The sequence below is a fragment of the Paenibacillus daejeonensis DSM 15491 genome (genome assembly GCF_000378385.1).
GTDB lineage: Bacteria > Bacillota > Bacilli > Paenibacillales > Paenibacillaceae > Paenibacillus_D > Paenibacillus_D daejeonensis.
In genome coordinates, this window is sequence record NZ_KB899660.1 from 215477 (window position 1) to 230802 (window position 15326).

Consider the following 15326-nt stretch of genomic DNA (forward strand, 5'->3'; position numbering starts at 1 on the left):
CACTCCTCCCTCTACTCTATCCTTATTATACTGCTCCAACGTAAACCGAACATCAACCCGATTCGCTTGAGGTTCAGTTGATATTGGACGATTACAGTTCTAATTATCCCATCACAGAGAGAGGTTATGTCATGAGAACAAGCAGAACAGACAACACTGGCAGCACCAGCGCGATCCAACTGGAACATGTCAGCAAAAGCTTTGGCAATTACCAGGCCGTACGCAATCTTTCGTTGGACGTGAAACGAGGAGAGGTGATAGGTTTCCTGGGGTTGAATGGCGCTGGCAAGACCACGACGATTAAAATGCTCCTGTCGTTACTGAAGCCCTCCTCCGGTACCATTCACCTACTAGGGAGTAAAGTAGACACTGGCAATTACAAGCTGTGGGAAAAGGTTGGCTATCTGGAGGAGGCAACCTTTTATCCTGATCTTACAGTCACCGAAAATCTGGAGATCGCCCGCAGAATGCACCTGCTCGCAGACCGCGGCGCTGTTGCTCGCGTCATCCAGCAGCTTGATCTTGGTGCCCATCAGGACAAGCCTGCCAAAGCGCTTTCCCTGGGGAATAAACAACGGCTTGGATTGGCAAAGGCTATGCTTCACGACCCGGAGGTATTGATATTGGACGAGCCGATCAACGGGCTTGACCCGGCAAGTGTCGTCGAAATCCGTGAGCTGCTGCTCGACTTGTCGTGTAATCGCGGCGTCACCATCCTCATCTCCAGCCACATGCTAGAAGAATTATCCAAGCTGGTAGACCGCATCAGTATCATGCACAAAGGACAGCTCATCCAGGATATGAAGGTGAACCAGCTGGAGCAATCGCTGCAAAAAAGTGTACTCCTGGACGGTCGCAATCGTATTGCCCTGATGCGTATCCTTACAGAACATGGGTACAGCTATGAAGAAGACGCTGACGGACGCTTGGTCTTGGCAGAAGACCGCGCGATAACGCAGCCAGAGAAAATCGCAGAAATATTGGTGCGGACCGGTCAGCCGCCGACTCACCTGAGCGTCGTTACGGAGGATCTGGAGGGATATTTCTTACGGATGATCCGTACTGAAGGGAGGAAGCACGCATGAAGCTCTTATCTCTCCTTCACAACGAAGCACGCAAGATCTGGCGGTCTGTCGTCTTTTGGGTCATGCTTGGGGCCTTTACGGCATTGCCTTTGATGATTGCGATGTTCAACAGTTCTGCAGCCCATTGGGGAGCCTACTTCGCAGATCTGCTTGGATCCATAGCCTCTTTGCTAGTCGTAGGATTCGCATTCACCTCCGCCTGGGTGTTTGGCGTGGAATACACCAACAACACCATCAAGGACATCCTTGTTAAGCCGGTGCCCAAGACCTATACCGTATTGGCTAAATTTATGGCCGTCGTTTTGTGGAATATAGGCTTGGCTGTTTTTACTTTTGCAGTCATCGCAGTTGCAGGTTCACTGATTGGCGTCAGCGGAGGCTCCATGTTCTCAATCCTGCACGTGTTCTGGACATTCATGGGCGCCTCCCTGATGATTATACTCGTCAGCACGACGAGCGCTTTAATCGCCAATCTCACCCGAGGCTACCTTGCTCCAATCGGCGTCACCTTTCTCATCGTCATCGTCTCGAATGTGGTCGTGCAGTTAGGCTTCGGTCCTTATTTTCCTTGGACGATTCCCGTTCTAATGCTCACTGGAGAAGAGCTCAGCTATATGAGCATGATCATACTCGCTGCTACGGGGCTAGCAGGGTTCGCCGGAACCGTCGCTTGGTGGCGATTTGCAGAGCATAAGTAATCGTCCTGTTTTGCGCCCCGAAAACAGTTTCAATAGTAGATAACAAGCGGTCCCCTTCTGGAACCGCTTGTTTCTATCTGCATACCGACACCTCATCTCATCACGGCATGGGTTTAATCACAAAACTAGGATGATTATCATTCATTCACAATGACTACATTCTCATAACGGGAGCCATCACCGATATCGTCAGCGGATAGCCACTGAAAATAGGGTAAACCTAGCTTCTTGGCGATGTAATAAGCTGGAGGCTCTTCTCCACGATATCCAACTAAATCAAACACGGCTTCCAAATCTTCAGCTGAATTCCCTTGCTTTATGATCAATTCCCTCAACAAATACAGATCAAGCTCGTCTTTCTCAATTGAAAGTGCATCCGTCCAATCGCACGAATAAGCAGATATGATTTCATCCTTGTCAAAAATCGTTAGGCCCCATCCATGGTCCTGCGTATAAGAGTAATGAACAAGTAAGCCTGGATTCTCAGAAACAACGGACTCACAAATCTCAAACGCTGGCCCTTCAATAATAAACGTCACCCAGCCATTCATCTCCGGGAAAACAAAGCCGTTGTGATCTGAATTGCGAATAAGATCGATGGCCCTCTGTCGATCGCTAGTTCGCAAGTGATAGCTTGCACTGAATTCGCTCATGGTTCAACTCCTAGGACCTTCAAGATTTTTTTCAATAACTTTTAATAAATTTGAGAATTCTTCAATAACTCCATTTATGTTCTCTACAAAAATAGATGAGGGTGTATAGCTTCCAATACCCACGTCTATTCTTTTCAATTCTCCATTTCGTTTCAGTTTAGTTAAACCTGAACTTACTTCATTTGGTGCAAAATTGTGAGTTATATTATTTCTTAAGTCTCTAGATTTAATGAAAGAAGCTGAGTTATCAGTCTCTTTGATAATGTTATGTAATTCCTGATTCGTAACCTTTAGCTTGTTTAAAACCTTATTATTAAATCCAATACCTGAATTAACATCAAATTGTTGATGTGTATTTAGTATATGAAACATGGTATCCCATGCAGAAAAGAATTTATAATAGAATATGTCAACATAGTAATCAAACATAGACTTAAAATGAAAATTTTTTTCTTCAAAGTGAGGGAAATATTGAATCGACTCCCCATTAAAACCTGGTGAAATATACCATTGTTCATCTGGAATCCCTTCATTAAAGTTACTCATAAACAATACATAACTCATTCTTGTCTCACCGAGTCTATTATTAAAAAGTCTTATCCAACTCCTTAGTTCTTGATTGATTGCGAAAGTAAAAATATCGGTACTTTGAGGGATGGCAACAGTAAGTTTTAGCTTATCTATATTCGAGTTCTCCTGAATTTTAATCCATTCATCCTTAGTAGGATATTTCATATGCTCTTTAACCTCTTTTCTAATTACAATTTCATCTAGGATGAACCATTTTTCATGAATTCTTTCAACTATAAATATACAAATCAAAATCAATTGTGGCATTGATTTCGTTCAAGAACTTAATTCGATCTCTTTCAAGATACATGGCTGGTTTTTCATTATTTTCGATGTGAATAACAACGTCAAATTTACATTCAACATTGTAGTTTCTTTGAATAGAGTTAATCTGATCTTCTTTCCCAATAAGTTGAGAAACGATTTTATGCATCTGGTCATTGATATCATATGACTCTTCATAGTCCGTACTAATTTCCCAATAGGTTTCTTTATTATGGATATTTCCACGAATGTGATCTCCTTTGTTCCAATATCTACTTGGTGTAAGGCCAAGTATTCTAGTTATCTCTTGAGTGTTAAATGATTTTCCGTATAAGCCGAATTCGACTTTCACTTTGGTTTTATCCATTCCTTAACTCCTTTAAATTCATGCTGGACTTGGCTTCTTCGTTTCTGTCGAAATATGGCTTCTGGTCAATGCTTAATGTAGTAATTAATGATCATTGAAACACATTGGAATTCCTTAATTTCTTTACTATCACTCTTATTTGACCTCTATTCATCTTCAAACACATGAAACCATCTAAAATAATTATTTGATGTTCTGTTGCTAAAAGGTCTTTCTATATCAAGCCACCGATCAGTCCAAGTTCTATAAGCATATTCCCCTGATGCAATATGAAATAATAAAGCACCAATTGAAATGCCGTCACTTTCGTAAAGCCTCCTTTAATTATTCTCAAAATATGTATCTACTGATTTGTTATTCAATAACAATTACTTCTCCATCTCTGAGAGTTTTATATGGGGTTCTAGTCTCTATTAAATAATCTACAACTTTTTCTATATCTTTTGATTCTGGATGATCGGATTTATAATGAGGGGCAATTACGTAATCTATAATGTTTATTCCTTCCCAAATTGTATGATAGTGCATACCATATGGTTTTTGACTGGGGTCATCAACTAAGTGTATTCCCTTTAATGTTGGTCCTAGGATACACACACCAGCACTATACCCGCCATAAACAATATTCTTGTTGTTAATGTGGTATTTCTTTAGAATCTCATCAAAACCACTTAACTTCATTGCTTGTGCTAGAACAAAAGTATTACCTCCTCTAGCCCAGATTACATCAAATTGTTCCAGCGTTTCTTCAAGCTTTTCCTGTTTATTAAAGTAATTTTTTAAATCAAGGATATCAACGTAAAATCCAAGACTTGTGAGATCATTAATGTCAAACAAGTCACTCATGTTCTTTCTATTTAAGTCGGTTGCAAAATCTAAAGCATTATTTATAAAAGCAATTTTCCTATTTCCACCCTTTGTCATTTGCACTAATTTCTCTTTTTGGTTTCCGATCCTGAAAGATGATAAATAGAATTTCATACAAAACCCTCACTTTACATTTATTCCTAACCCCCTTTTATAATAATGCATTTGAATGTATAAGACGATCTTTTTAATTTTAATAGAATATTGGTTACGGCAGTGGGATGATATATCTAAGCCTGACTGCTTTTCTTGTGCAACATGACAAAATTATCACATTGGGTCCGGCAATTATCACCTAATACGAACGACCAGGGGAAATAAAAGCACTACACTGAGGATATCGATAGGCAAGCGGATCTTGAAGGAGGCATCTAGTAATGACTACAACAAAATTAGTGTTCCGCAGCATGCGGAAGAACATCAAAATGTATTACCTCTATTTTTTTGCGATGATTTTAAGTATCAGTTTGTATTTTATCTTCTCCACCCTACAGCATGACCAAACCGTTAGTGAAATGGTTCAAGTTAGCGTAAATTTTTCAACGGCCCTGCAAATCGCTGGTATCTTGCTCATTCTTATTACTATTGTGTTTACACTCTATGCGACGAACATTTTTATTCGCAGACGCAGTCAAGAAATTGGGCTGTTTCAGTTAATCGGCTTGTCTAAAGCATGGGTTGCCCGGGTACTGATTTCCGAATACACGATTCTTGGTCTAGGCGCTCTACTAGTTGGAACGTTAGTGGGAGCTTTGCTTTCCCGGCTCTTCCTTCTGCTGTTTTTGAACCTGATTGGTCTTGAGGTTGTGTTCGGCTTGAGCTTTTCCGTTCAAGCGCTCATGCAGACGATAGCTGTGTTCCTATGCTTGCTTGCGGTCACATCGTTACAGATTATAGTGACGGTCTATCGCAGCACTTTACTCCAATTGTTTCAGGCCAGTCATCAACATGATCCCATCACCAAACGTCCAAGCATGATTTCAGGCATTCTGGGAGTAACGGGGATTAGTCTAATCGGGTTTGGCTACTATGTATCGACCTTTATTGCCTACAATGCAGATGCGCTGCTTTTTCTAATGTTAATCGTGCTCGTCAGCACCATACTCGGAACCTATCTAGTGTTCCATACGACGATAAGCTGGATATTATATGTTTTTCGTAAAAGGAAAAATGGGAATCTCGGCTTGTATAACAGTCTTTCCGTCGCACCATTAATGCATCGAATGAAAGGTCACGCCAATTCATTAACCATCATCACCATCTTGTCCGCTATGGCGATTTCGATGATTTCCCTATCCTATTCCTTGTATTATTCAACTGAAAACGATGTGAGATTGTCGATGCCTTTTGATTTTGCAGTGGAAAATATGCCAGCGGAAGCAGCTACGATCACGAGTAAGTTAGAAGAGGCAGAAATCGCATTCGATTATTACCAAATCGATGCCATTCGATTTCATGGCGCATGGATGGAGCAGGGTTCACATGCTACGCTAAATAGTCCGTTTTTGCTATTCTCAACTGAGCAAATGGCGCAGGCTGGACTAGATGTTGAGAGCCCCGAAGAGGGTAAAGCCATCTATCATAGTTCGCGAGCCGTGATAGAAAGCATGGAAGTTGGATCTCCAAAAGAAGTGCAGTTTGCATCAACCGATGCATTCAATCAAATTACGGTCACTACCTCTAAACTGAATAACATGATGAATTATATTAACTATGGCTATCAATTACTTGTGTCTGAAGCTACGTTCGAGAGTATGAGAGACAGCATGCAAGAGGATGAATACCAGGTTTTGAGTTATGAGGTGTTCAACGTTTTGGATGTTGAGAAATCCGATATCGCCTCGGACATCTTCCAATCGAGCGTGGACAGTGATCTCTTTCTTAGGGACTTTCACTCTACCTACGAGGGATCGCGTCAAAACTTCGGACTGCTCATTTTCATTGCCGGTTTTCTAGGCTTGGTCTTCCTCCTCTCAACGGGAAGTATCTTGTACTTTAAGCAAATGACGGAGGCGGAACAAGAAAAAAGTCATTATCGCACGCTGCGGCAGCTCGGGTTCGAAGTCAATGATATTATGAAAGGCATCATCCGAAAACAGCTCTTCGTTTTCTTAATTCCTCTAGGAATTGGATTAACGCACGCAGCGTTTGCCCTGAACGTAAGTTCTATTCTCATGGCGGCAAGTATGCTGACCCCAATCATCCTAAGTATGGCAGCGTATATTATCATCTATCTAATGTTTGCTTTGGTTACGATTCGGTATTACAAGAATATCGTTAAATATGCTTTGTAGACGGTTATAGGGGATGTCCAGACTCTAACGGCCACCACAGCCGCTATTTCGCCCAAAATCGATGGACTGGAATTCTAACGGCCATATATGCAGCTATTGTGCGTGGTGGTGCTACTTTCCCTGTGTATTTAGGCAAATAACTGCGCCTGTGGCCGTTAGAACCGCAACCTCCTCAAAAAAACCAAAATAAGCATCTATATGGCCGTTAGCACAAATGAGGGCATTACGTGTTTAACGATGATCCTAGATACCAACAAAAGCAGCAAGCCTCGTCCCCCTAAGACATGGCTTGCTGCTGTTCGTTCATCGCACGCGGGTTTAGTGGTATATCCCATCTTGTTGTCCTTCATATAGTGTGAAACCCTTTTGACTTACAAACGTTTTTAAATCGTTATTTAACTGTACCATCTCATTGTTTGCATGAAACGCATAGTCCGGCAACATCATATCCTTCACCATGTTCGTTCGTAACCATAGCCTAAAGAAAAAGCTCAACACCCAATTCGGACAGTTAAGCAACAGTTTTAGATTGGTCGGATTAATCGTAACGCCAGCTTGTTGAATAACCCCTACATTCTTCTTAATTGTAATTGTTATTTGACGAGCCGTTTTTCTGATGTTAATTGTATCGTGGTTAACCTTATCAAGATCACGATTCAAAAAGCCAAGCATGGCAATATCCGTTACAGCATGAGTGATTAAAAACGCACGCATATCATTATTTACTGCGTAAGGAAGCTTAGCTGCTTTTAATAGTTCTGCGAGCATTTTAATACGTACAGTCACTGAGCCATTAATTTCTCCGATGTTCGTAGCCGCCAATAGCTTTGGTAAAAATCGGGGGTACAATATTCCATCTTTTATTTGTCCACCAACGCCTGGAGCAGCTGGTAAAAGTCGATCCCCTACAATATCCAGCCATGAAGAAAATCCAATGGAGTTACTAATCATAGTAACAATAATCTTACTTTGGTTATCCTTAAGCGCCAATAACGCGGATTCCGATCGGTCGTAACGAACGGTAACGAAAATAAAATCATACCGATCATCATTTTCAAGCTTATCGATGACCTTGACATTTATCGTTTTGATCTCACCTTTAATATTATATTTTAAGCCATTTTCCTTCAAGGCATGGAATCGATCCGAACGTGCCAGCATAGTCACGTCAAACCCCGCCTCCATAAATTTAATGGCATATATGCTACCGATCACACCTGCGCCAAAAATTAAAATTCGATGTTGTTTAACTGTCATTAGCTTCCCCCCAATTAATCTTCGTAAAGTCCAACAACATGTTGTATGATATAATCATAAATTTTTATGATGCCCGCATCAAACATCAGTTTTTCATAATTTGTCGGATGATTTTCTCTACCTAAGGGATGTCCCCACCATTAAAAAAAGCAACAAGCCCCGTCCCCCAAGGACAAGGCTTGCTGCTGTTCGTTCATCGCATATACAATCCGCCATTCACGTCCAGTGTTGCGCCCGTGATGTATCTGGCGTGATCGCTGGCCAGGAATAGAGCCGCTGCGGCTACATCCTCGGGACTGCCTAGACCTAGCGGAATGGAGGCGGATAGTTGGTCAATCTTGGCCTGCCCCAGCGTTCGACGCAGCAGCTCAGTATCGATGATGCCAGGGGCAATTGCGTTGACGGTGATGCCATATGGTGCTGCCGTCCGCGCGAGCGTCTTGGTGAAGGCGATTTGACCTGCCTTGCTGGAGGCATAGTGCACATGACCGTAGAGCGCACCTTGCTGTGCCACGACGGAGGCGATCTGGATCAGGCGTCCTGATCGTTGACGCTTCATAAGGCCGAGCGCGTACTTACAGCAGAGGAAGGTACCCGTCAGGTTGGTGTCTATCACCTGCTGCCAGCTCTCCAACGTGATCTCTTCGATGTCCTCGGATCGGCTGATGCCCGCATTGTTGACGAGCACATCCAGGCTACCGAACGTCCGCTCCACCTCGGCGAACATCTCGCGCACGTCCTGCTCGCAACTGACGTCCGCCTGGATGGCTTCGCAGGCTGCACCCGTTTCCTTAATCTCCTGGGCAATGGCCTGCATAACATCCGGTGGATCGATGGCGTTCAGGATGACCGTTGCCCCGGCTTCAGCAAATGAAGTCGCCATCGCCCGGCCCAGCCCTTGCGAGGCCCCTGTGATCAGCACGGTCTTGCCGCTGAAATTGTACACCCTCGCGTCCCCTTTCTCACCTGTCATCTTAGTAAAACATCAACCATAGCGAAGTACCACCCTCTCCAAAAATTAACACCTGTTCATTTTTGATCAAAAATAGGGCTTACTATCTGGCGGCCGGATAGCCGTCAGATTCCCGCTGTAGTGACGCAAATCATGCGGCGTATAAGGATATTTCAAGGACGCGTCTTCTTTTAACTCGATTCCGAGGCCCGGAGCATCGGGTATTCGAAGCTCGCCATCCCGGAACTCGAGACGTTCATTGGTGATTTCCGCCCGCCACGCCACATCGGTCGCCATAATCTCAAGGATGTGGAAATTGGGTGTGCAGGCAGCCAGCTGCAGCGTCGCCGCATTGGCGACAGGTCCGCTCGGATTGTGAGGGGCGAACGGAATATGGTACGCCTCTGCCATCGCGGCGATCTTGCGGGATTCGGCGATCCCGCCCGCATGACTTACATCCGGCTGCACATAGTCGACGACGTGCTTCTCGAACAGCTCGCGGAACCCGAACCGGGTATAGATCCGCTCGCCTCCAGCGATGGGTACCGACGACTTCCTGCGTACCTCAGCCAGGGCGTCTGCATTGTCCGGCGGGATCGGCTCTTCGAACCAGCCGGGCTTGAAGCACGCAATCTCCTGCGCGATCGTCAGCGCTGTAGGCACATTGAAACGGCCGTGCCCCTCGATATACAGCTCGATGGACGAGCCCACCGCCGCGCGGACGGCCTCGATGCATTGCAGCGCGTACTCCAGCTCGGTACGTCCGATGGTCATATAGGCGCTGCCGAAGGGATCCCATTTGAGTCCCTTGAACCCGCGCCCGACTGCCTCCTTGGCCTTCTCCGCGAAGGCCTCCGGCTGCTTCGCCCCTGCGAACCAGCCATTGGCGTACAGGTTCACATGGTCTCGAACCTTGCCGCCCAGCAGGCGGTAGACAGGTACGCCCAGCGCCTTGCCGCTAATATCCCACATCGCCATCTCGACTGCACTAAGCGCGGACATCAGGACGGCGCCGCCCCGCCAATAGGCGTCTCGGTAGATGGTACTGTAGTGCTTCTCAATGTCCCGGGGGTCCTTGCCAATGAGATATCTGCGCAGGTCCTCAATAGCCCCCAAGACGGCCATTTCTTTGTACTCCAGTGTCGCTTCCCCGACACCGTCGATGCCTTCATCTGTATAGAGCTTCAAGAAAACGAAATTCGTGCGATAGCCATCCATCACAAAGGTGCGCAAATCCGTTATTCTCATGACGCCTCCCAGCGGACAAGCTCCTGCTCGATTACAGACTGGATATTGTCTGCGATTGAATACTCATAGGTACCGAAGGGCAACTGGGTAATCCGCTGGATGTATCCCATGTCCCCTACCGCTTGCCGCAGGGCTTGCCCAATTGGCTCTCTCAGATGAGGATGAGCTTCGCCAATGCGCAGCAGTCCGATCGTAGCATGGGAGAAGAATTGATAGTAGACGTCATTGTACTTCTGGGTTTTGCCGCGGCTGCCTGATTCTTCTGGCTGGTAGAGCGGGCGATCAATCTCGCTTGGATCTGTGACCAGTTGGATTAAATCCTCCACCACCTCTGCATCCTGCAGTCGGGCAGCCAGATAGATGGCCATGTAGCCGCGCATCTGATTGTTTTTGCGACAGTCTTTGAGGGCATAATGGTCACGCTCCCGGATCATCTGACGCAGCAGCGGCAGTGCAGCGCGCTCGCCGATCAGTCCCAGCGCGAGTGCACTATGTCGGCGCAGCTGATCATCCAGTCCCTCTAGCCATTGCAGCAGATGCTCGCGCACGTCTTGGCCAAGCCGGCGGCACGACCAGATGGCTACCCCGGGCCGGTCACTGGCCAGACCCTCACGGATCGCCGATGGCTCCGACAGCCAATGGATGACCTCCGCCGGCTTGCGGTCGCCCGGATACGAGAATTGGTAGCCGCGGTCCTGCTCGGGATTGTAACAACCCGTCTCCTGCAGAATGTCCCGTAGCTGTTCATAAGGAACCTCCTGCAAAGACACTCCCTCGTCAATAGCGAGCCAGGTGGCAGTCGCAGCGGCCTCTCCAGATTTCTGCATATCCCGGTTCATCCGTACACAGGTGGATAAATCATGGTCGACGGCAAGGCAACGGCCAGCCGCTAGCAGTCCTTCATACCCCCTGGGGGTCATCATGCCCAGCGAGACTGGCACCGATATATTGACGGCACCCAGATTGCTAGCTACGAACCAGTCCTGCAGCGCCTGACTCTCAAAGGCGTGGTCACGTCCATGCTTGTCGACATCCGCATACGCATAGAACAGAGGCTCCTCGGGAAGCGCATCCTCGAAGTAGGCAGCCAGCGACAACGTATCTTCGCCATGAATGAGTCTGCCCTCGCGGATGCCAAGCAGCGGGGCCAGGTGCAGCAGGCGCTGCCCTTCCCCATATGTTTCCTCCAAGTGCTGCGAATGTGAATGCAGGATCGACTCCGTCAGTGTCCGGCTATCTGTCTGATCCGTGCAGCCCGAGTCGAAGTTGCGCCAGCTGACCTTGTCCCCAGCCGCGAATACCTTAACGCTGGTGAAGGGCTGAGCGCGACCGTCCAGCGCCCGGCCGAAGCTCGTGTCACAGCCAGCCAGCGCGCATACCTCTGCATCCCCGGTACAGTCGATGACCACCTTGCAGCTGGCAGACTGCAGCCCCTCCGGCCCAATCCATTGCAAGCCAACAACTTGCTTGCCTTCCAGATAAACGGCGGTAACCGTCGATTCGTAGGCAAGCGCTGCGCCGTCCGCCGTCGCCATTTGCTCCAGCTTGTATTTCTTGGCATCGACATTGTAAGCACTGGATCGGGTATAAACGGTGCCGATCAGCTCCGCCACTTGAGCATCTACTTCCTCATAGATGCCCCCCTTGGTGCCAAAATAATAGCCGTTCACTGAACCGGCTGTGCCCATACCGCCCATGCAGTGCATCCGGTCAATGCCGAGCGCCTTCAAGCCCAGGCGGGCAGAGGTGACTAAGGCGATCGAGCCGGCGGTGCCCAGTCCAGCGACGATGACATCATATTGCGCATCAAATACCGGAGAACCCACCTCGCTCTGGTGCAGCTCACCGTTATCTCTTGTTGAGAAGATCATATTGTCAGCTCCCTTCCCGTCCGTATTCCCGCCTCGAGGGCCGCCAGTGGATTGGGATAGGCATAGGACAGCAGGTCCGCCCGCCGTTCAGTCCAGGTTGGCACCTTCGGCCTTCCCTCATAGTTGAAATAGCCGGCAACGGCGGAGAGAGTCCAGGCTTGCCATGCCTCGGGCCGATTGGTCCAGAGCTCATGCAGCTTGTGTCTAGCCGACGGCCAGTCGTCCCCCGTGTCTATTCGCAATTGGGCCATGACCTCCCCTGCCAGCTTGCCCCTGACAAATTGCACGCCAAGCTGCTCCTCGCCAGGCAGCTCAGGCTCATCTGTGCCACAGTTCAGCATCGCCCCGAGCCGTTTGCCTGTTATTGCCCCCTCTGGCGCATGCTCCGGACGTGTGTCCAGGATGGCACCGGCCAACATCCGGCTGAAACCCGAAGGGCTGTATATGGTGATCTCCCATCCCTGCTCATGCTCATCGATGGCTGTAACCTCTGTATGAAACTGGAGCTGCAGCTTATCATGGGTGATCCGGTTGTACATCACTGGCGCGACGGCAGGGATGTGGACACGTCCGTCCTCGCCCAGAATCTGGCGGCGCACCAGTTCAGCCTTCAGATCCTCTCCTCTCTCGCTCAGCTTGGTCTCGTGCCACCCATCGCCGGGTCGATAGCTGTTAATATATTCGTAGCCCACCAGGGCGCTGCGCTCCAGAACGAGTGTCTCGTCTATACGGCTGTAAGCCGCCCCCAGTCCGGCGAAGGTCGCGCCCAGAACGACCAGGGGGTAATACGGTATCGGATTGTGCATAAGACCACTCCTCTTGCCCTCGTGCCCGCGCCAGCCTCATCAGAAGCGCTTACTGTCCCGATAGGCACTGGGCGTGACACCTTCGTATTTTTTGAAAAGCCTTATATACGTGCTGATGCTGTAGAACCCGACTGCTTCGGCAATATCTTTGACATACCGCTCATCCTCGAGCAGCAGGGTCTTGGAATGCTCAATGCGGTATTTATTGAGGTATTCCGTGAGATTGTCTCCGACCTGTTCCTTGAAATAACGCGACAGATATGAAGGGTGGATGTCGAACGCTTCTGCAATGGCTCCAATATTGAGCTCATGGTCGCGATAATGCTCGGCAATATAGGACAGCACTTGCTCCTTGAGCCGGTTATTGCGAATGGCGCGGACACGCTCCTCCGCCAGTGCGCACACCTTGCGCAGAAATTGCTTCATCCGCTCGCGCATCGCGGCCACGGTACTGCCGTTCATCAGCTCCCGGATCGCCTCCAGATTATCGTCATACAGTTCCGTACGCTCGGGGTTAGACTCCATTGCTGCCTTCATCATGGTGCTGCACATATCGAGCAGCAGGCAGCGGATCATATCCACCGACAGATTCTCCTCGGCCAGGTTGTGATCGATGACCTCATCCAGCACCTGGCTGGCTCCTTCATAATCGCCTGCCCCGACATAGTTAATCAGCTGCTGCTCCTTGGCCAGCGAGTAGTCATACGACAGCTTAGTCTCACGCACCTGCTCATGCCAGATAATCGTCTGCTCCCCCTGAAGAATGCGGAGAGCCATCGCCTCCATGGCTTCCTGATAGGCGGTATGCAGCTCAGTCATGGACTCATGTAGAGCACTTACAGATACCGTAAACTGGATATGGAACCGGCTGCCGATGAAGCGCTGCGCCTCCTGGGTGATACGCCTTAGTTCCTCGATGGCCGATTCGGGTGAGGCATCCGGCTGGAAATTCACAATACAAGCCAGCATATCATCCACCTCTGTCATCCAACCCTGCTGACACTCCGAAGCCAGCTCTTCGACGATATTGGTCATGATCAAGTGAACCATTTCCCGACGCTCCTCGGGATCTTGCTCGCCCTGCCGGAAGAAGCCGCTATAATCCTCCAGATAGAACAGGATGACAGCATAGACGTCCGAACGCGGCCTGATGCCATAGTCAGATAACACCTCGGCTGCCGGGAAGCCCGCAGCGATCCGGCCCTTCAGGAAGCGGGCCAACAAGTGGGAACGCAGCGTCGTATTCTGCTTCTGAATCGTCCGGTTCATCAGCTGGTAGCGGTCGAGCGCGTGATCCATGGCTTCTTCCAGGTACGCGTATTCGTCCTTATCCCCTCTCGTATGCAGACCGGCATCGCTCCGGGCCACAACACTGCGCACGAGCTTTTGCAGCGGAGTATAGTTGCTTCTCGCGAAGAGTACGGCAATGATCGCACCGATCACCAGTGCCACGAGCAGCATCAGAAACGTCATGTTTCGCACATGCTCGGCCTTCTCGCTATAGAGCCGCTCGGGAAGGGCATAGACATACTTCCAGCTGTTGCGCTCGGATTCTACATAGGACAATGTCACTTCTTCGCCATCCCACAAGTCAGAGGTGGTATAGACCGTGTCTCCATCCGTAGCAGGCAGGTCGAAGCTGCGCTCCATTGCTGCCGTTCCTTCCGAGGACGTGAGAACCTGGTTGTCTGCACCCAAAATGTAGACATGCCCCTGGTTATAGGATTGAATGGTTCGCAGGGAGGCGAGCAGCTGCGCTTCGTTCAGTTCAATGACCATTGTTGCCGAGGATACGCTATTCTGCGTAAGTGGCAGCGTCTGCGCATAGACAATACCCTGCCGATCGGATTCCACTCCCAGCTCGCGCAGACTCCAGAACGAGCCGCGCTGCGGCTGCAGGACGAACCGCTGCCACGACTCCAGGGAGATGCCGCGTGAGAGAACATGTTGCTGGAAGAAGAGATCTGACCTATAGTACGAGCTGTCGGTCAACACAAAGTCACGGTCACGGAAGTAAATATAGAAATGATCCACATATCGTTTGGAAATGTTATACGCTTTCAATTCTGCAATCAGCTCGGTAATAGCGAACCGTTCACTGGCTGTTACTCCCTGCTGGCCGCGAATCAGAGCATTAATCTTGGGACTGAACGCAAGGACCTCCGAGAGCCGGTACGTAAAATCGACGTAATTGTCAATTTCCTGCTGCAGCTGGGTCAATAGCGCCGCATTAGCCTTGGAGATCTCCTCCTCCATCACCTTGCGCGTCTGCGTATGGGTCGCAGCCATGATCAAAATTGGAATGAAAAGTACGATGGCATAGGAGGCCAGCCATTTGCCCCAGATGCCCCTCCAGCGAAAGCGGTTACGATCACTCACAGTTCACGCTCCTAC

Annotated in this window: 13 protein-coding genes; 3 read left to right on the forward strand and 10 right to left on the reverse strand. The window is 48.6% G+C overall.

Annotation, left to right across the window (positions count from 1 at the left end; genetic code table 11):
* The first annotated feature begins 131 nt into the window (after positions 1-131).
* The gene (locus F556_RS0107810; RefSeq protein ID WP_020616368.1) at positions 132-1085 is read left to right on the forward strand and encodes an ABC transporter ATP-binding protein; all 954 of its coding nucleotides are present in this window, start codon (positions 132-134) and stop codon (positions 1083-1085) included.
* The gene (locus tag F556_RS0107815) at positions 1082-1783 is read left to right on the forward strand and encodes an ABC transporter permease (RefSeq protein ID WP_020616369.1); all 702 of its coding nucleotides are present in this window, start codon (positions 1082-1084) and stop codon (positions 1781-1783) included. The genes F556_RS0107810 and F556_RS0107815 overlap by 4 nt, the downstream gene beginning before the upstream one ends.
* Before the next feature lie 137 nt (positions 1784-1920).
* On the opposite strand, the gene F556_RS0107820 is transcribed toward F556_RS0107815, so the two are convergent.
* The 4 genes from F556_RS0107820 to F556_RS0107840 form a co-directional block, all read right to left on the reverse strand.
* Positions 1921-2436 (reverse strand): hypothetical protein, encoded by a 516-nt coding sequence (locus tag F556_RS0107820; RefSeq protein ID WP_020616370.1) that lies wholly within the window; start codon positions 2434-2436, stop codon positions 1921-1923.
* Between the two features lie 3 nt (positions 2437-2439).
* Complete coding sequence (locus tag F556_RS0107825) at positions 2440-3273, reverse strand: Cthe_2314 family HEPN domain-containing protein (protein WP_157272676.1); 834 nt, start codon at positions 3271-3273, stop codon at positions 2440-2442.
* A complete protein-coding gene (locus tag F556_RS0107830; RefSeq protein ID WP_020616372.1) occupies positions 3236-3637 on the reverse strand; it encodes a DUF4279 domain-containing protein in 402 nt (133 codons plus the stop codon). The genes F556_RS0107825 and F556_RS0107830 overlap by 38 nt, the downstream gene beginning before the upstream one ends.
* A 354-nt stretch (positions 3638-3991) precedes the next feature.
* Positions 3992-4618, reverse strand: a complete 627-nt coding sequence (locus tag F556_RS0107840; protein WP_020616374.1) for a Type 1 glutamine amidotransferase-like domain-containing protein — start codon at positions 4616-4618, stop codon at positions 3992-3994.
* Between the two features lie 263 nt (positions 4619-4881).
* Here F556_RS0107840 and F556_RS0107845 point away from each other — a divergent pair, with 263 nt between their 5' ends.
* Positions 4882-6798 carry an FtsX-like permease family protein gene (locus F556_RS0107845; RefSeq protein WP_020616375.1) on the forward strand — a complete coding sequence of 639 codons (1917 nt, stop codon included), beginning with the start codon at positions 4882-4884 and terminating at the stop codon, positions 6796-6798.
* Between the two features lie 318 nt (positions 6799-7116).
* On the opposite strand, the gene F556_RS0107850 is transcribed toward F556_RS0107845, so the two are convergent.
* The 6 genes from F556_RS0107850 to F556_RS0107875 form a co-directional block, all read right to left on the reverse strand.
* A complete protein-coding gene (locus F556_RS0107850; RefSeq protein WP_020616376.1) occupies positions 7117-8055 on the reverse strand; it encodes a ketopantoate reductase family protein in 939 nt (312 codons plus the stop codon).
* A 193-nt stretch (positions 8056-8248) separates the two neighbouring features.
* Positions 8249-9028, reverse strand: coding sequence for an SDR family NAD(P)-dependent oxidoreductase (locus tag F556_RS0107855; protein WP_063824359.1), 780 nt, complete (start codon positions 9026-9028; stop codon positions 8249-8251).
* Between the two features lie 66 nt (positions 9029-9094).
* A complete protein-coding gene (gene dgoD, locus F556_RS0107860; RefSeq protein ID WP_020616378.1) occupies positions 9095-10255 on the reverse strand; it encodes a galactonate dehydratase in 1161 nt (386 codons plus the stop codon).
* Positions 10252-12126, reverse strand: coding sequence for an FAD-dependent oxidoreductase (locus F556_RS33515; RefSeq protein WP_020616379.1), 1875 nt, complete (start codon positions 12124-12126; stop codon positions 10252-10254). Before F556_RS33515 ends, dgoD begins: the two co-directional genes overlap by 4 nt.
* On the reverse strand, positions 12123-12932 hold the full coding sequence (locus tag F556_RS0107870) for a hypothetical protein (RefSeq protein WP_020616380.1): 810 nt from the start codon (positions 12930-12932) through the stop codon (positions 12123-12125). Before F556_RS0107870 ends, F556_RS33515 begins: the two co-directional genes overlap by 4 nt.
* Before the next feature lie 39 nt (positions 12933-12971).
* On the reverse strand, positions 12972-15311 hold the full coding sequence (locus F556_RS0107875; RefSeq protein ID WP_020616381.1) for a helix-turn-helix domain-containing protein: 2340 nt from the start codon (positions 15309-15311) through the stop codon (positions 12972-12974).
* Positions 15312-15326 lie beyond the last annotated feature (15 nt).